This window comes from Shewanella indica, from assembly GCF_033842865.1.
In the GTDB taxonomy this organism is placed as follows: Bacteria; Pseudomonadota; Gammaproteobacteria; order Enterobacterales; family Shewanellaceae; genus Shewanella; species Shewanella indica.
On sequence record NZ_JAWXXR010000001.1, the window covers coordinates 166,023 to 184,420 of the forward strand.

The window sequence follows — 18,398 nt, forward strand, 5'->3', positions numbered from 1 at the left end:
CTTCATCTACTTAATTCCTTATCAACACCGGGTTTTCAAGCACCACAGTGGTCGAAACCACCTTACGGCGGAAGTGATCAGGTTTTACATTGTCATTCTTGTCAGGCCTTGGGTATGTAATTGTTTTATCACCTATTTGATAGGTATTCTCATTTGTATATGCCTTGTCCTCTGCAACTGAACGTACCAGTAAAAAGACTCTCAAGGCCACAATTCGCTGAAACAGCTGGTTATCCCACATTAGATCCGTCACACTCTGCACCGGCATAAAGCTATCGGCTGTGTCATCACCATCCTCATCAAACCCATAGAGAATGCGCATATTCTCTATGCCTTCGACCAAGGGTTCGTCCACATCCATTCCATTTTTAGAAAGTGATTTGCGGGTCAGAACCGGCACGCCGTTATTGTCTTTGATAAAGTAAACATGGTGTTGATATTCCCACACCCTTTGGTTTTCAAGGGCGGGATCTGTATCGTTAAAAAACACCGCCTGGCTGGCCGTTGTCGCTACCCGAAAACCACCGCCGGTACCGGGAGGCCCCACCAGACGTTTAATCTGAATCACATCTGTCCTATCAATCACTGAACTGACACAGCTCAGTGAGCCGGTACTCACCCCGGCCTCATAGCCCCAAAGACGTCTGAAGTGGGCAGGTTTATCATTAGGCAGAGTGGCGTTGTTGAGCCCCTCGCCGGTGCAATCTGTCCCAACTGTATTATCGACCCGAGTATTGGTACCCAGCACAAAGTCTGTACCCGTCATATCTCCGAAGAAACCTACCTGACTCAGATCCGGTACCATGATAGCCAGCGCGATACGGCCATTTTCCTGCAACTGATTGAACTGCCCTGTGGTAGTAACATTGGTGGCAGACATACTGAACATGGCGAACAAGCCTAGTGTCAGAAACAGGCTGATAACCATGGCCACCATGAGCTCAACCAGAGAAAAACCCGACTGCTTTGAATTTGTCACACTCATCGCCTTAACCTTGGTTAATCACAGTCTTGAGGATAAAAACCCGCCGACGCTTCCCCAGGCTATCGCCGCAGTCAGTCGCTTCATAGGCGGTGCCGGCGGTTTCCTGAATGCCTCGCCATGCCATCACGATAGTGACATCACTGCCTTTGACAGTCAGACAAGCAGTGGCGCTATCGAGGCCGCCGACATTCCGGCTATCTGCCTTTTCAGCAGCGCCGGTAAAGAGCTCCTGCCATTGGTAAAGATCCCAAGCCAAAGTCTCGGCAGTAGTGCAGGTCACAGTGGCGCTAAGGCCCACATCACAGGATTTTGCAGGGGCACTTCCGCTTCCATCATAGGAGCCCTCATAACTACTCAAAACCTTGTTATTGAGCTTCATTCGATTGAGGATATCGTTGGCAAAGTAGGCAGCCTGAGTCTGTTGAAATGATTCAAAGCTGGCGCGCTTGGCTACTATATGTAAGTTAAATATCCCGATAAGCCCTATCACCAAAATGACGAGCGCTACCATAACCTCAATCAGAGAGAACCCCTCCCTGCGTTTTTTCATAGGTGTCAAATCTCCAGACAGCGCCATGTTTTTGACAATAAATTCAGCCTATTAGTTCTTTAATATCTTATAGTTAGCTAAACGCAACAATAATACCTGTTAATGATAGTTGAGTCGAATGTAAATCGCCAGTAACAAGTATCGCTAATAAATTCAAGCCTGATAAGAAGTATTTTTTCCATAAAAAAAAGAGGCTTAGATAGCCTCTTTTTAAAATGCTGTTCGCTTAAATAAGCGCGATAAACTCGCGGTTTCTTACCTTAGCTCAACCGGTACGGCAAATACGGTATCTTCCTTGCGCCCTTCCACTTCGGTCACCACGCTCGGCGCCAATTTAGCTATAGCCTCAACAACCTGCTGCACCAACACCTCAGGAGCAGAAGCCCCGGCAGTAACCGCAACCTTGCTGACACCATCAAACCACTCACGTTCTACATCATCGGCGTTATCGACCAGATAGGCCTGAGTGCCAGACTTGAGCGCCAATTCCCGCAGTCTGTTGGAATTGGAGCTGTTTTTGGAGCCAACCACAATCAGCAAGTCCACATCCTGGGCCATTTTACGTACCGCATCCTGACGGTTTTGGGTCGCGTAGCAGATATCGTCTTTCCTGGGCCCTTCAATCGAAGGGAACCGCTTCTGCAGCGCGGCAATAATATCCAGGGTATCATCCACCGACAGCGTGGTTTGGGTAACAAAGCAAAGGTTGTCCGGCTCTTTCACCTGCAATGCATCCACGTCGGCCGGAGACTCAATGAGATAGACTCCCCCTTCAGGGTTATCGTACTGCCCCATGGTGCCTTCCACTTCGGGATGGCCGGCATGACCGATAAGAATGCACTCAATACCCTTGCGACTGGCGCGGGTCACCTGCAGATGCACCTTGGTCACCAGAGGACAAGTGGCATCAAACACCTTAAGACCACGACGCTTGGCTTCATTGCGCACCGCCTGCGACACCCCATGAGCACTGAAAATCACTATGCTGTTGTCGGGCACCTGATCCAGTTCATCGACAAAAATCGCCCCCCGCTGCTTGAGATCTTCAACCACATAACGGTTATGCACTACTTCATGGCGCACATAGATAGGCGGGGAAAAGAGTTCCAGCGCCCGTTCCACTATGCTGATAGCCCGGTCAACACCGGCACAGAAGCCTCTGGGATTGGCCAGTAATATGTTAAGACCGGTAGATTTTGCTACTGACATATCAAAGCTCCTGCAATACTTCCAGTTCAAAGGTCACCTGGTGGCCCGCCAGCGGATGGTTCAAATCCACAGTGACAGAATCACCGGCTATCTCCCTCACTATTCCGGGTATTTCACTGCCGCCAGGGCCAGCAAAGCTGACTATAACACCGGGTTCCAGCGTCATATCTGCCGGGAAGCGAGTGCGATCCAAGTGATGAATGGCGTCGGGATTGGACTCGCCGAAAGCATCGGCTGGGGCCAAGGTAAAGCTGTGATTATCGCCGGCTTTCAGCTCAAGAAGCTCAGCTTCAAACGCCGGGCTCAGACTGCCGTCGCCAATATTGAGCCTGGCAGGTTTACCGGAGGCTTTGGTACTGTCAGCAGTCGAGCCGTCTTCCAGCAATATATTAAGGTGGCACAAGAGGGATTTTACATCAGACATCTGCGTTACTCCTTGGCTTCATTCTGCTTGGCTGCGGCCTTGTCACCGCCGAAAAATGAATCCCAGATGATCAGGACTGCGCCAACACAGATAGCCGAGTCAGCGATATTGAATGCCGGGTAATGACTGGTTTTCCAGTAAAAATCGAGGAAGTCCACCACAAAGCCATGCATCAGGCGATCAACAAGATTTCCCAGTGCGCCGCCAATCACCAGAGTGTAAGCCAGGTTAAGGCGCCACAATCCAGCCGATTGCCGTCTGAGCCAAACGGTCAGCAACACACTGAAGCCGACAGCGACGGCAGTGAACAACCAACGCTGCCAGCCACCGGCATCACTGAGAAAGCTAAAGGCGGCACCATAGTTACGCACATAGGTCAGATTAAAGAAAGGCAACAGCTGCACCGACTCATACAGCTTGAAGTTCCCCAATACCCACTGTTTGGACAGCTGGTCAGCCAAAAAGGCCAACACAGCCACCCAATACCAGCGCAGGCCACTTTGTTTCCAGTCTGCGGGCATGTTTATTATCCTCAGGCGAACAGGCGCTGTTCACCTTCTCCTTCGATATTGGTCACACAGCGGCCACACAGCAACGGATGCTCGGCGATCTGGCCAACGTCTTCTCTGTGGTGCCAGCAGCGATCACACTTGGCCGCTTCTGACTTGGCAACGCTTAGCTTAAGTGATGCCAGCTCAGTTTCACGGGCAGCGGCAGGCGCATCGGCAAGCGGCTTAACCACGGCTTTGGAGGTCAGCAGCACAAAGCGCAGCTCGTCACCCAGTTTGGCCAAAGCTTCAGTCAGCGCCGCATCGGCAAACAGAGTCACCTCGGCTTCCAGCGCGCCGCCGATCAGCTTATCGCGGCGGCCTTGCTCCAGTGCCTTGTTGACTTCATCACGAACCTGCAGCAACTGTGCCCAGTATTCATCACTCAAATCTGAGTCCAGCTGGACAGCCTTGAGGCCCTGGTACCATTCCTGAGTAAACACATAGGCGTCACGCTTACCGGGCAGCAACTGCCAGATTTCATCGGCAGTGAAGCTAAGAATCGGGGCCACCCAACGCACCATGGCTTCGGCAATCAGATACAGAGCCGACTGACAGCTGCGACGGGCGTGACCATCACGCTTGGCGGTATACTGTCTGTCCTTGATGATATCCAGATAGAAGCTGCCCAATTCAACCGAGCAGAACTGCATCAGCTTCTGGGTCACTATATGGAAGTTGTAGGCATCATAGGCTTCCAGCAACTCTTCCTGCAGTTTGGCGGCGCGGCGCACCACCCAGCGATCCAGTGCCACCATGTCTTCGATGGCAATCATGTCTGTCTCTGGTTCAAAACCGCTCAGGTTAGCCAGCAGGAAGCGGGCGGTGTTACGGATACGGCGATAAGCATCGGCGCTACGATTAAGGATCTCATCGGATACCGTCATTTCACCGCTGTAGTCGGTAGAAGCCACCCACAGACGCAGAATATCGGCGCCCAGTTTGTTGGTTACCTGCTGTGGTGCAATCACGTTGCCGATAGACTTGGACATCTTGCGGCCCTTGCCATCCACGGTAAAGCCGTGGGTCAGTACCTGCTTGTAAGGTGCCTTGCCGTTCATGGCGGTTGAAATCATCAGTGATGACATGAACCAACCACGGTGCTGATCCGAGCCTTCCAGGTAGAGGTCAATTCCCTGCCCCTGGAATTCAGGGCGGGCGGCAACCACTGATGAGAAGGTAGAACCTGAGTCATACCAAACATCCAGAGTGTCGGTCACCTTGCGGTACTGTGCTGCATCTTCACCCAGGAGTTCAGACTCATCCAGATCCCACCAGGCTTGAATGCCCTGCTGCTCAATGCGATGAGCAACACGCTCCATCAAAGCCACGCTGTCTGGATGCAGCTCTTCGGTTTCCTTGTGAACAAACAGAGTGATAGGCACGCCCCAGGTACGTTGGCGCGAGATACACCAGTCAGGACGGTTCTCGACCATCTTCTCAATCCGGCTCTGTCCCCAATCCGGGATCCACTGGGTTTGCTCAATTTCACCCATAGCTTGAGTACGCAGCCCTTTGTTATCCATGGAGATAAACCACTGCGGTGTGGCGCGGAAGATAATAGGAGTCTTGTGGCGCCAGCAGTGAGGGTAGCTGTGACGATAAGCTTCGCGGTGCAGCAAGGCATCTTTTTCCTGCAGCAGCGCTACAATTTCATCATTGGCCTTGAACACGTGCTTGCCGGCAAACAGCGGGGTATCTGCCTTGTAAACGCCGTTATCACCTACAGGGTTAGCCACTTCCAAACCATACTTCTGGCCAACCACAAAGTCGTCCTGACCGTGTCCAGGGGCAGTGTGTACCACACCGGTACCGGACTCTGTGGTCACGTGATCGCCAAGGATCGCCGGCACACTGAAATCATAGAAAGGATGTTGGAACTGCATCAACTCAAGCTCGGCACCTTTGGCGCGACCCAGGAGCTGATGGCTCTTGACACCATAACGGGTGATACAGCTTTCCAGCAGGGCTTCCGCCAGAATAACCGCTTGCTTGGCACCTTCTTCAGACTCAATCTCTACCAGCACATAGTCCAAATCAGGACTCAGTGACAAAGCGCGGTTGGCAGGCAAGGTCCAGGGAGTAGTAGTCCAGATAACCATGGAGACTGGCGCTTGATACTCAGTAACCCCGAAAGCAGCTAGCACTTTAGCCTTATCCACGGCGGCAAAGGCCACGTCTATGGCCGGTGAAGTCTTGTCTTCATATTCCACTTCGGCTTCGGCCAGGGCAGAACCACAGTCGGTACACCAATGCACCGGCTTAACCCCTTTGTGCAGGTGGCCGTTGTCGATCACTTTAGCCAATGAGCGAATGATGTTGGCCTCAGTGCTGAAATCCATGGTCAGGTAAGGTTTGAACCAGTCACCGAGTACGCCGAGACGGATAAAGTCATTGCGCTGACCATCCACCTGTTTGGCGGCATACTTACGGCACTCGTCACGAAACTCGGCGGCAGAAATTTTCTGTCCAGGCTTACCAACTTTCTGTTCTACCTTGAGTTCAATCGGCAGACCATGGCAGTCCCAACCTGGCACATAAGGCGCATCAAACCCCGACAAGGTCTTGGATTTGATAATAATATCTTTGAGGATCTTGTTAACTGAGTGACCAATATGAATATCGCCATTCGCATATGGAGGGCCATCGTGCAGAATGAAAAGCTTGCGGCCAATACGGCTATCACGGATCTGTTGGTACAGATTCTCCTCGGTCCAGCGTTTCAACATCTCTGGCTCGCGATTTGCCAAATTACCACGCATCGGAAACTCGGTTTCCGGCAAATTCAAAGTTGATTTATAGTCGCTCATTGATCCTAATACCATTAATTTAGCTAAGAGAGCTCAGCCTGCTTCATTGCTGAGTAAGGCGCGAGCCTCATCAGCGTCATTCATTATTTGTTTCTTAAGTGCCTCAAGGGACTCGAACGGTTTCTCGTCACGGATCTTGGCCACTAATTCCACTTCTACTTTACGCCCGTAGAGGTCACCTTCAAAGTCAAACAGGTGCACTTCCAACTGGCAGTTTTGTCCCTGAACCGTGGGGCGAAAACCCACATTGGCAACGCCATCGTATTGTTCGCTACCATCCCACCAGAGCCTGACCGCAAAAACGCCCCTCACGGGAACCACTTTACGCTTCATGGCAATATTGGCTGTGGGGAATCCTAGCGTCCGGCCCAGCTTTTTGCCATGTGCCACCTTACCACTGAGAGTATAGGGATGTCCCAATAAACGTCTGGCCTGATCAAGATTGCCCTTGGCCAGTGCTTCTCTGACCATGGTGGAACTGACCCTGTGATCGCCAACCAAAAAGCTTTGGGTACTGACTACCGCAAAACCGTGTTGTTCACCGGCAGTGCGAAGCAGCTCAAAGTTGCCCTGACGCGCCCGTCCAAAACAGAAATCGTCACCGACCACCAGATACTTGACCCCAAGTTTACGCACCAGCAACTCTTCGACAAACTCCTTGGCCGGCATCTGGGCAAACTTTTGATTGAAATTGACACACACAAGTCTGTCTATTCCCAGTTCAGCAAGCAACCTGACCTTATCACGAAGCAGGCTCAAGCGCGCAGGGGCATCCTGGCCGCGAAACAGTTCCTGCGGTTGCGGCTCAAATGTCATCAGGGTGGCCGGCAAACCAAAGTGACGCGCCTTTTTGACCAGATTGGCTATCACTTCGGCATGGCCCCTGTGTACACCATCAAAGTTACCTATGGTCAGCACACAACCGCGATGGGCCGGCAATATATTGTGTATTCCGCGAATCAGTTCCATGAAATCAATGACTGCTCAAACGTAAATTGGCGGATTATATAACAGCTCGGCAGCAGAATCAGCCCTCAGTTCCGGGCTTTGAGCCGCCACGGACGGATCCCAAACAGTACCAATGCCATAAAGTACCCTAAAGCACCGCCGAGTATCAGGGAAAACAGATGAGCGAATCGCTCAACAAACGACCACTCAAGCCATTGCGCCTGCTCTGGTGAAAAGTAAATTAACAGGCAAACCATTGCCGCCGTTGCCAATAAGACCTTGATAAAAAAGATAATAGTTTGCTTACTAACTCTATATACACCAGCCAGATGCAAACCGCGATATAGAAGAGACGCGTTGAGTAAAGCAGACAGAGAAGTAGCAATGGCCAGTCCTACATACCCAAATGGCACGGCAAAAATAATATTGAAACCCATGTTGCTAACCATAGCAATGATGCCATAACGCACAGGTGTCTTGGTGTCCTGACGAGCATAATATCCGGGCGCCAGCACCTTGATCAGCATAAAACTCAACAAACCTGAGCCGTAGGCCACCAGAGAATAGGAAGCCATTTCCACGTCATTGACGCTAAAGGCACCACGCATAAAAAGCACCATCAACATGGGCTGAGCCAATACAATCAGCCCCATCATGGCCGGTAAACCCAGCAGCAGAATGGCGCGAACCCCCCAATCCATAGTGCGATCAAACCCCTCCCCCTCTGCATTAACGTGTTTTTTGGAAAGAGCAGGCAAAATAACGGTAGCAATGGCAATACCAAATAACCCCAGCGGGAACTCCAACAAGCGATCCGAATAATAGAGCCAACTGATGGAGCCTGTAACCAGAAAACTGGCGATAAAAGTATCCAGCAGCAGGTTAATTTGTGACACAGAAACCCCAAATAACGCCGGGATCATCAAAGTGCGGATTTTAACCACCCCGGGATGATTCCAGCCCCAAGAGGGCTTGACCAGCGCTTTTTCCTGCAGCAGAAAAGGAATTTGAAACAAAAACTGAATCACACCACCGAAGAACACCCCCCAGGCCAAACCGATTTCAGGCTTATCCAGGGTAGGACTCAACCACAGAGCTGCAGCGATAATGGCGACGTTGAGAAATACCGGAGTAAAGGCCGAAACGGCAAAACGGCCACGGGTATTGAGAATCGAGCCGGCCAAGGCGGTAAAAGTGATAAACCAAAGATAGGGAAAAGTGATCTTCAACATTAACGAAGCCAGTTCAAACTTGGCGCCGTCAGGCTCATCATTAACCCAGGCCATAAACCAGCCTGCACCAAACAAAGCGGTCAATATTGGCGAAGCCAAAACCCCAATCAAGGTCACGACTGTTACCAATAACCCCAAGGTACCGGCTACCTTTGATAATAAGAGTTTGACCTCTTCGCTGGACTCTTTCTCCTGATACTGAGTCAATACAGGTACAAAGGCCTGAGCAAAAGCACCTTCAGCAAACAATCGCCGCAAAAAGTTAGGGATCTTGTTGGCAAAAAAGAACACATCGGCACTGCTGCCCGCGCCCATCAAGTTGGCGACTACCACATCCCGTATTAATCCCAATACACGGGAAATCAAGGTCATGACGCTGACGATAGCGCCGGACCGTACCAATTTTTTGCTCAAATATTCCCCCAGAAGACTCAAGCCGCCATAAACGGCGGCAAGTCTCAAAAATTCCACTTAAGCTCTGTCACATGCCAGCAATTGCTGGTAGAATTGCGCCACATCTTACACGAGTTGGGTTGAGGATAGCCAAATCAGGTTGGATTAATTTATCTTTATGATGGATATTCAATCATTGTCATTGACAAAGTGACGAAAACCGGGCATTCTCCTCGGCCTTTAAAAGTATCAAATCCAGTTTTTAGGAGTTGCACCTTGGCTAATAGCAAGACTGCAAAGAAGCGCGCGCTTCAATCAGAAAAGCGTCGTCAACACAACGCTAGCCGTCGCTCTATGTTGCGTACCTACGTGAAAAAAGTTATCGCTGCTATCAAAGCTGGCGATCACAAAGCGGCTACTGAAGCTTTCGCTGTTGCACAACCCATTCTTGACCGTATGGCAACCAAAGGCCTGATCCACAAGAATAAGGCTGCCCGTCATAAGGCTCGTCTGAACACTCGTATCAAAGCACTGGCTGCTTAATTCGATACCTGTATAAAAAAAACCGGCATTGCCGGTTTTTTTATATCTAAAATTCAATAACATCAATGACAATAGATGTTATTCAACAGCTTGATGATTTCGCGCACTTCTTCACTCTTGAGCGAATAGTACACTGTCTGGGCTTCTTTGCGGGTGGCCACCAGATTGTCTTTACGCAACCAAGCCAGATGCTGAGACAAAGCCGACTGACTCAATCCCAGTTTCTTGTTCATTTCCCCAACGCACATCTCTCCCTCACTCAGGAGATAGCACAGAATAAATAAACGCCTCTCATTGGCCAGCGCCTTCAATAACACGACGGCATGGTCCGCTCGCTGCTGCATCAACTCAATATTCATGACGAGCCTATTCTCCTAATACAAACTCCGTCCCTAATATAGCCTTGCCTTACGGAGATAGTCGGGACATAAAGCACACTTTTTGTTAGATTGTTTTCAAAAATGGGACATACCTAATAAAAACAAAGGAAACACATGAAAAGCTATCGAACCGCCCTGTTACTTCCACTGTTGATTTCATCACTTATTGGCTGTCAATCCCCCTCACCTTCCAATACAAATCAACTGCTTGCTGAGTCATTGCAGCAAAAAGCCCTCAGTTCTGACCTCGGCTTTCAAATTGTGGAATCTTTAACTGTGGAAGTCGGCCCTCGCCTGGCTGGTAGCCCAAAAGACGCCGTGGCGGTTGCCTGGGCGGAGAAAAAGCTACAGTCACTGGGTTTTGACCGTGTTTATAAAGAAGCTGTGGAAGTTCCGGTGTGGGAACGCGGTGAAGCCAGTGCCAGCATAGTGACCCCCTTCCAACAGCCTCTGGTTATCACGGCATTGGGAGGTAGTGTGGCCACTCCTACTGAAGGTATCACGGCCAAGATAGTGCGTTTTGACAGCCTCGCTACACTTAAAGAAGCCAACCCTGATGATGTTGCCGGCAAAATTGTCTTTATCGATCAGAAAACCGAGCGACACAAGACAGGTAAAGGTTATGGCAAGAGCGTAGGGGGCCGCTCACGAGGCGCTATAGAGGCTGCGCGAAAAGGTGCCCTGGCAATAGTTATCCGTTCAATAGGTACAGATCATGACCGTATGGCCCATACCGGCACCATGCGTTATGAAGAAGGCTTAAAGCGGATCCCGGCGGCGGCCATGTCAGCGCCGGATGCCGATCTGGTCAATGCCATGCTCAAGCGTTCTGCCGATATAACCCTCTCTTTGAAGATGTCTCCCAAGAACAAGGGCAGCGCCATTTCCTATAACGTCATCGCCGAAGTCACCGGTAGCAGCAAGCCAGATGAAATCGTACTGATAGGGGCTCATCTGGACTCCTGGGATGAAGGCACGGGCGCTATAGATGACGGTGCCGGGGTCGCGATTGTCACCGCGGCCGCTAAGCTTATTCAAGATTTGCCGGAAAAGCCGGCTCGGACGATACGTGTCGTGCTCTATGCCGCCGAAGAGATAGGCTTGGTTGGTGGCAAGGCTTATGCCAAGGCCCACGCTGCAGAACTGGATAAACACTATATCGCCGCCGAATCGGATTTCGGGGCTGGCCCTATCTACCGCATCGACTTTCAGGTCAATGAGCAAGTGCTGCCCAAACTACAGCAACTGACCCAGGTGATGCAACAAAACGGCGTTGCCGCCGGTGACAACAGTGCCTATGGTGGTCCGGATGTTTCCATGTTGCCGGCCAGTGGCGTTCCTGTGGCCTCCCTGCGCCAGGATGGTACCGATTACTTTGACTACCACCACACCCCCAACGATACCCTGGACAAGATAGATCCCAAGGCGCTGGCACAAAACGTTGCGGCCTATGCCCAGTTCGCCTATTTGATGGCACAGTCTGAACTGGAACTGCGACCGCTGCCTGCCAAGCAGTAAATCACACGCTTTAGAAGCCAAAAGCCGTTCAATAATGAACGGCTTTCTTATCTTTATATAGCGGGAAAGGGTATCAGCTCTGTTCTTCCCGCAGGAACACAGGGGAGCCAGGGCTGGACTCGGCTTCACTGTAATAATAGCCGGCGCTGTTAAATGCCTTTAATCGCTCCAGACTCTGTTCCTCTTGCTCCAACAGGTAACGAGCCATCATGCCTCTGGCCTTCTTGGCGTAAAAGCTTATTACCTTATACTGACCATTTTTACAGTCTTTGAATACAGGCGTGATAATACGTCCGGCAACCTGCTTGGGTTTAACCGCTTTGAAGTACTCGTTGGACGCCAAATTCACCACAATATCATCCCCTTGCTGAGCCAATGCCTGATTGATGGCATCTGTGATGATATCGCCCCAAAAGGCGTACAGGTTACTGCCCCTGGGATTCACCAAAGAGGTACCCATTTCCAGCCGATAGGCTTGCATCAAGTCCAGGGGCCTCAAGAGACCATAGAGCCCGGATAAAATACGCAGATGCTGCTGAGCCCGAGCAACCGTTTCCGGGGCAAGGCTGTCTGCATCCAGACCTGTATATACATCACCACGGAAAGCATAGAGTGCTTGCTTGGCATTCTCCGGGGTGAAATCAGGCTGCCACTCGGCGAATCTGGCGGCATTTAAGCCGGCAATTTTGTCACTGACTTTCATCAAAGAAGCAATATTGGCTGGGGTCAGCTCCCGGCAAACCTGAATAAGCTCGCTGCTGTGCTCGAGAAACTGTGGCAGGCTGTATTCAGATACCGCCGCCGGGTTGTCATAATCCAGCGTCTTGGCCGGTGAAACCAAAATCAGCATATTCACTCCGTCTTATTTGGTATAGAACTGCCCATGATACTGGCAGTAAATAAAAAAACCACGCATTGATAGCGTGGTTTTTCCGATGGCCCCAATCTGGGGCCGGTTTCAGTTACCAGCCTTTGCCACTGCGAACCACAGGTTCACCGGTCCAGATACCCTCTTCAATATGTTCTTCAAGCTCAGGAAACTTGCTCTTATCAAACACAGGTTCTTTGCCTTCACTCAACTGATCGCGGTAATCATTAATCACCCGCATGGCAATACCGGAAAGCAGTACCAAGGCAATGATGTTGACTGTCGCCATCAAGCCCATGGAAAGATCGGCCAAATTCCATACTAAGGTTATTTTCGCCACAGCTCCAAACATCACCATGCCTAGTACGCACAAGCGGAACAGGGGCAACACTTTACGGCTATTATTGGAAAGGAACAGCACATTGGTTTCGGCATAAGAGTAGTTGGCGATTATTGAGGTGAAGCAAAACAGTAAGATGGCAAAGGCAACAAAAAAGCCACCCCAATCTCCAACATGAGTGGTCAAAGCCGCTATGGTCAGTTGGATCCCTTTGTCCCCCTCGCCGATATTAACACTGCTGAGATCGCCAGCCAGCAAGATTATTGCGGCTGTTGCACTACAGATAACAATAGTGTCCATAAACACTCCTATCATCTGTACAAACCCTTGGGAAGCAGGATGGTTTGGTGTCGGTGAGGCGCTGGCAGCGACGTTGGCAGCACTCCCCATACCCGCCTCGTTGGAGAATAAACCGCGGGCTATCCCTGACTGCATCGCCTGAGCCACAGTATAAGCCACCCCACCGGCAGCGGCCTCTTGCCAACCGAAGGCGCTGTTGACTATCAGTTTGAGAATGGTCGGCAATTGCTCAATATTCATCCCGACAACGACCAAGGCGATCAGGATATAAGCAAAAGCCATAATAGGTACAACTACCTCGGATACCCGCGCAACTTTACGCAGCCCACCCATGATGACCAAGCCACTGGTGATCACCAGCAGAATACCTATCCAATAAGTTGCTTTAATGTCAAACCAGTAAGCCTCTTTGACATCAAACACAATTTCCAATGCTCCCGTAATGGTATTGGCCTGAACGGCATTGAAAACCAAACCAAAGGCAATGATCAAGAATACGGAGAAGAGAATCCCCATCCAGCGCTGGCCAAGCCCCCTTTCCATATAATAGGAGGGGCCGCCACGAAACTGGTCATCTTTATCTTTTACCTTATAGATCTGAGCCAAAGTCGACTCAATCATGGCCGTAGCCATACCCAACAGAGCGATAAGCCACATCCAAAAAACAGCACCAGGGCCACCGGCACCTATGGCAACGGCCACCCCGGCCATATTACCGGCACCGACCCTGGCGGCCATACTGGTACAAAATACCTGAAATGAAGACAAGCCGCTGTCACAGCCCTGCCTACTGGTAGCCATCACCTTGGCAGAATGCCCCAGGTGAGTAAGCTGAATGAACAAAAGCCTTAGAGTGAAGTACAAGCCAGCGCCCACCAAGGCATAGACCAATAGTTTTCCCCAAAGCAGAGAGTTCAAAAAATCGACTATGGTTTCTATTATCATAATTGTAAGCTTTCCCGTGACAAACCTGGCCCATCTCTGACGGTATATCGCCAAGTTTGTGGTTAAGATTCCTTCCTGAATGAAAAAGGATAAGCGTCGGCCAGTTTCTTTTCGAATTATCCTACATACCCCAAGGTATGCCGACCGGGCTTGAGGGCGAAGAAAATAGCATAGGAACTTGAAAATACCGCGTGATCAAGATCACACTTAATCACTCGACCGACAGTAAATTCACCATAAAAATACCAGAACAAACTAGAGTTTTAACTTGAACAACAATGGTGTCACACGAATTTTCTAAAAAAACCACCAGCTAAACAAACTTTCAAAACTTGGATGTTGGGCACGTTTTTGTAATAAAACTACAAATATAGTAGCCACAAGATAATCTGATTCACTTTTAGCTAGCTCAAGCGAGGCACGATATGACCCAAAAGCAAGAGATAGGTGCACTGAAGAAATTTGTCCGGGCCACTAACTTCCTGGCAACCTCACAGATTTACCTGAAGCACAATGTATTGTACAAACGCCCGTTACAACACAGTGATATAAAGCCAAGGCTCTTGGGCCATTGGGGAACCTGCCCGGGGATCAACTTTGTATACGCTAACGTGAACAGATTGATTACCAAGCACAAGCGCCCGTTCCTCTATCTGGTCGGCCCAGGTCACGGTTTCCCCGCTGTACAGGCCAACCTCTTCCTCGAAGGCTCTCTAAGCCACTTCTATCCAGAAACCATCCCCTACAACGAAACCGGTATTGAAGATATCTGTCGTAAATTCTCCGCCGCTTACGGTTACCCTTCACATGCCAACCCCGAAGCTCCGGGACAAATCCTTGAAGGGGGCGAGCTGGGCTACTCCTTGTCTGTTGCCTGGGGTGCCGTGCTGGATAATCCAGACTTGATTGCCGCAGTGCTTGTCGGTGACGGCGAATCTGAAACCGGCCCACTGGCTGCATCCTGGTATGCCAACCGCCTGGTTTCTCCCGCCACCAACGGTGCCATACTGCCGATTGTTCATATTAATGGTTACAAGATTTCCGGCCCTACCCGTATGGGACGCATGAGCCACGAAGAGCTGGAACTTGAATTCAGAGGCCTGGGTTACCATCCCATCATAGTGGACAGCGAGCAGGAAGAAGATGTCTACCTGCAGATGACCAAGGCGATGGATACAGCTTACGAGATGATCAACGACATCCAGAAGCGTGCCCGCAATGGTGAAGATGTGGTTAAGCCACGCTGGCCGGTGATCCTGATGCGCACCGCCAAAGGCTGGACAGGTGTTCCCGAATACGATGGCAAAAAACTCGAAGGCAACTGCGAGTCTCACCAGGTAATTGTCAACAAATGCGCCACCGACAAAGGTCATCTGGCCGCATTGGATGGCTGGCTAGACAGCTATAAATTCTCTGAACTCTACTCAATCAACGAGCAGAACCAGATAATCTTCGACAAAGACATCCAGTCGCTGTTGCCACCTGCAGAACTCTGCTGTGGCCGTCAAAAGATGAGCTATGGCGGTGAAGTGGTACGCGCCCTCAGCAATCCTGACCTATCCAAACTGGCCTACGGCCCTGAAGTCCCAAGAGGTCATCGTGGCTACTCCATGCTGAAAATGGGCCAATGGATGCGCGAAGCCTTCCGTCTTAATAAAGACCAGCGCAACCTGCGGATCTTCAGCCCGGATGAAACTTACTCCAACCAGTTGCAAGCGGTATTTGAAGCCACAGATCGTGCCTGGCAATGGCCGATTGAAAGCTGGGATGAAGATATGAGCCGCGATGGTCGGGTTATGGAACTACTGTCCGAAAACCTGCTGTTCGGTATGATGCACGGCTACACTGTCACCGGCCGTCACGCCATGTTCCCTACCTATGAATCCTTCTCTCAGGTAGTGTCTTCCATGGCCGACCAATACTGTAAGTATGTCTATGCCAGTCAAGGGGTTCACTTCCGCAAGCCGCTGCCGGCCTGTAACGTAGTTCTCTCCTCTTTGCTGGAGCGTCAGGACCACAACGGTTATTCTCACCAGAATCCTTCTTTCCTGGGGGCCATGCTTGAGAAACACCCCAAGATAATCTCGGCTTACCTGCCAGCCGATGCCAACACCACTTTGGTTTACACAGAGCGAGCTTTCGCCGACCGTGACAAATTGAATATTCTTGTCGCCGGTAAGAAAGAGCTGCCGCAATGGCTGAGCCTTGATGAGGCCCGTAAACAAGCCAAAGAAGGTGTAATGGTGTGGGATTTTGCCTCTGATGAAAACCCGGATGTCGTCCTGGCAGGTTGTGGTGACTATGTGACTCAGGAATGTATGGCGGCATTGGTATTAATCCGCGAATTACTGCCAAGAGTGCGTATCCGCTTTGTAAGCGTCACAGAATTACACAGCAGTGGCCTGGGCAGCCTTAAATTCCAGGAAAAACCTTGGTTGATGGATGAGATATTTACCGAAGACAAAGGTGTGGTATTTAACTATCACGGTTATCCAAACACCATCAAAAAACTGATCTTCGATTACAAAGGTAGTCATAGATTCAGAATTAAAGGTTATGAAGAAGAAGGCTCAACCACCACCCCATTTGATATGGGTGTACGTAACGGTACTTCTCGTTATCACCTGGTAATAGATATGGCTTACAAATTATTCCAGCAAGGTGTTATTGATGAAACCCGTCACGTCGCGATTACCACAGATATGCTGCAACGTTTGGTTGACCATAGAAACTATATCAAGGCCAATGGTGTAGATCCTGAGTATATCGAAAACTGGATTTGGACCCGCTAAGCTGAACCTTAGCTAAACAAAAAGCAAAAATTTTAGTTAAGAAATTGTTTTGCAAAAATAAAAAAGCGCCTTCTAACAGGCGCTTTTTCTTTAGTTTCAATTGTTAAAAAACCAGGCAGCACAAATAATGAACAATAAAATTATCGCTTGAAAAGTGGAAAATTGCTGTATTTCAATGGATAATTGAGCCAGCTAGCTAAAACACTAAACGGAACCCCACATTAAGTGCTAGTCGTGTTTCCTATACGGGACATATGGGTAATTAAATAGCAATGGACTTGGAGAACATGATGAATAAGACATTTAAAGTATTGTTGCTTGCATCTATGATGCCTTTTGCAGCATCTGCAGCAGACGAGCTCAGCCCATGGTATGTCGGTGCTGGCCTCGGTGTAAACAACTACGAACCTAACTGTGATCAGAAAACCATGAAAACCTGTGGTGAAGACGATCCATATGCTTGGGACGTATTTGCAGGTTACCTGTTCAACGATTACTTCGGTGTAGAACTGGGTTACCGCGATTTAGGTCGTGCCGAATGGACCGACTACAGCAATAAACTCAACGACGTAGGTGTCAAGGGCGCCACTCTGGGCCTAGTGGCTTTCTGGCCTTTCGCCGATAAGTGGAGCCTGTCTGCTGAAGCTGGTGCCATGAACTACCACATTTCCAATAACAGACAATGGGGTAGCGAGTACTACAGCGATAGCGGTGTTGCGCCTTACTTCGGTGCTGGTATCGGTTACAACATCACAGAGAACCTGAAACTGGCCGCCAAGTATCGTCGTTATGAAAACCTCGACGAAGAAAAGTGGAACACTCTGGCGATGGAAAGCAACTACTGGGGTCTTGAACTGAGCTACCGTTTCGGCAGCACTTCAAAACCAGCTCCTGTAGTCGCTCCAGTGGTCGTAGAACCAGTTGACAGCGATAACGACGGTGTCAACGACGATATGGACCAGTGTCCAAACACACCAGCCAACCACAAGGTAGATGCCAACGGTTGCTCTATCTATGTTGAAAAACTGGAAACATTGGAAGTTAAAGCTCAGTTCGATAACAACTCATCTGTACTGAAAGCCGACTCTATGGCTGAAATCCAGAAAGTTGCTGACTTTATGAGCAAGTATCCTAAAGCTGATCTGGAAATCGCCGGCCACGCCTCTCTGCCTGGTAAAGCCGATTACAACCAGTGGCTGTCTCAGAAGCGCGCCGACGCCGTTGCCAAAGTACTGGTTGAGCAGTATGGCATCGATGCCAGCCGTATCAACGCCAAGGGCTACGGTGAAAGCCAGCCGCTGATGCAGGGTTCTTCTGCTGAAGCCAACAAGGTTAACCGCCGTATCGAAGCTCTCCTGAGCTTTAAAGAAAAAGAAGCTCTGCTGAAGTAAAACTGAACTTCTTCTGAAAAAGTCGCTGCCCTGCAGCGACTTTTTTATTTTTCACTCTTTTTTGTCATTAGAATTCCCTCGGCTATGGGAGTACACTTCCTTTAACCGACAACGGCCTTCATTGACAATTTCTCACCATTTTTGTAATTTTTTTTCAATCCTGGTTGGAAACAGAGGCAAAATCGCTTTTAATAGCGTCATGCAATTTCCGCGTAAACGGCC

General features: G+C 49.9%; 15 protein-coding genes. 4 read left to right on the plus strand and 11 right to left on the minus strand.

The annotated features are described in order from the left end of the window. Positions 1-10: 10 nt before the first annotated feature. The 8 genes from SIL79_RS00740 to murJ all read right to left on the minus strand — a co-directional run bounded on the left by SIL79_RS00740 (position 11) and on the right by murJ (position 9,120). Entirely contained in the window at positions 11-985 is a 975-nt protein-coding gene (locus SIL79_RS00740; RefSeq protein ID WP_039034880.1) for a PilW family protein, read from the minus strand. 4 nt (positions 986-989) lie between these two features. Further along, complete coding sequence (gene pilV, locus SIL79_RS00745; RefSeq protein WP_144362131.1) at positions 990-1,535, minus strand: type IV pilus modification protein PilV; 546 nt, start codon at positions 1,533-1,535, stop codon at positions 990-992. Positions 1,536-1,790: 255 nt separating this feature from the next. Continuing rightward, positions 1,791-2,744, minus strand: coding sequence for a 4-hydroxy-3-methylbut-2-enyl diphosphate reductase (ispH, locus tag SIL79_RS00750; RefSeq protein ID WP_039034882.1), 954 nt, complete (start codon positions 2,742-2,744; stop codon positions 1,791-1,793). 1 nt (position 2,745) lies between these two features. Further along, positions 2,746-3,168: an FKBP-type peptidyl-prolyl cis-trans isomerase gene (gene fkpB / locus SIL79_RS00755; RefSeq protein ID WP_039034883.1), complete on the minus strand. Its 423-nt coding sequence runs from the start codon at positions 3,166-3,168 to the stop codon at positions 2,746-2,748. Positions 3,169-3,173: 5 nt separating this feature from the next. Continuing rightward, positions 3,174-3,689 (minus strand): signal peptidase II, encoded by a 516-nt coding sequence (gene lspA, locus SIL79_RS00760; protein ID WP_025011911.1) that lies wholly within the window; start codon positions 3,687-3,689, stop codon positions 3,174-3,176. 11 nt (positions 3,690-3,700) lie between these two features. Then, positions 3,701-6,526, minus strand: a complete 2,826-nt coding sequence (ileS, locus tag SIL79_RS00765) for an isoleucine--tRNA ligase (RefSeq protein ID WP_071477007.1) — start codon at positions 6,524-6,526, stop codon at positions 3,701-3,703. Between the two features lie 33 nt (positions 6,527-6,559). Then, a complete protein-coding gene (gene ribF / locus SIL79_RS00770) occupies positions 6,560-7,495 on the minus strand; it encodes a bifunctional riboflavin kinase/FAD synthetase (RefSeq protein WP_071238256.1) in 936 nt (311 codons plus the stop codon). A gap of 65 nt (positions 7,496-7,560) precedes the next feature. Beyond that, positions 7,561-9,120, minus strand: a complete 1,560-nt coding sequence (gene murJ, locus SIL79_RS00775; protein WP_144362143.1) for a murein biosynthesis integral membrane protein MurJ — start codon at positions 9,118-9,120, stop codon at positions 7,561-7,563. 255 nt (positions 9,121-9,375) lie between these two features. Between murJ and rpsT the strand changes: the two genes are divergently transcribed. Further along, positions 9,376-9,642, plus strand: coding sequence for a 30S ribosomal protein S20 (gene rpsT / locus SIL79_RS00780; RefSeq protein ID WP_039034886.1), 267 nt, complete (start codon positions 9,376-9,378; stop codon positions 9,640-9,642). Between the two features lie 62 nt (positions 9,643-9,704). On the opposite strand, the gene SIL79_RS00785 is transcribed toward rpsT, so the two are convergent. Then, positions 9,705-10,001 carry an ArsR/SmtB family transcription factor gene (locus tag SIL79_RS00785; protein WP_025011907.1) on the minus strand — a complete coding sequence of 99 codons (297 nt, stop codon included), beginning with the start codon at positions 9,999-10,001 and terminating at the stop codon, positions 9,705-9,707. Between the two features lie 135 nt (positions 10,002-10,136). On the opposite strand from SIL79_RS00785, the gene SIL79_RS00790 reads away from it, so the two are divergent. Then, positions 10,137-11,540 (plus strand): M28 family metallopeptidase, encoded by a 1,404-nt coding sequence (locus tag SIL79_RS00790; RefSeq protein WP_144362130.1) that lies wholly within the window; start codon positions 10,137-10,139, stop codon positions 11,538-11,540. A 73-nt stretch (positions 11,541-11,613) separates the two neighbouring features. Here SIL79_RS00790 and yaaA read toward each other — a convergent pair whose 3' ends face one another. Both yaaA and SIL79_RS00800 read right to left on the minus strand, forming a co-directional pair. After that, on the minus strand, positions 11,614-12,390 hold the full coding sequence (gene yaaA, locus SIL79_RS00795; protein ID WP_039034888.1) for a peroxide stress protein YaaA: 777 nt from the start codon (positions 12,388-12,390) through the stop codon (positions 11,614-11,616). A gap of 112 nt (positions 12,391-12,502) precedes the next feature. Then, a complete protein-coding gene (locus SIL79_RS00800; RefSeq protein WP_039034934.1) occupies positions 12,503-13,990 on the minus strand; it encodes an alanine/glycine:cation symporter family protein in 1,488 nt (495 codons plus the stop codon). Positions 13,991-14,418: 428 nt separating this feature from the next. Between SIL79_RS00800 and SIL79_RS00805 the strand changes: the two genes are divergently transcribed. Together SIL79_RS00805 and SIL79_RS00810 are read left to right on the plus strand one after the other, a co-directional pair. Further along, positions 14,419-16,785 (plus strand): phosphoketolase family protein, encoded by a 2,367-nt coding sequence (locus SIL79_RS00805; protein ID WP_039034889.1) that lies wholly within the window; start codon positions 14,419-14,421, stop codon positions 16,783-16,785. Between the two features lie 287 nt (positions 16,786-17,072). Next, positions 17,073-18,176: an OmpA family protein gene (locus tag SIL79_RS00810; protein ID WP_039034935.1), complete on the plus strand. Its 1,104-nt coding sequence runs from the start codon at positions 17,073-17,075 to the stop codon at positions 18,174-18,176. Positions 18,177-18,398: the final 222 nt, after the last annotated feature.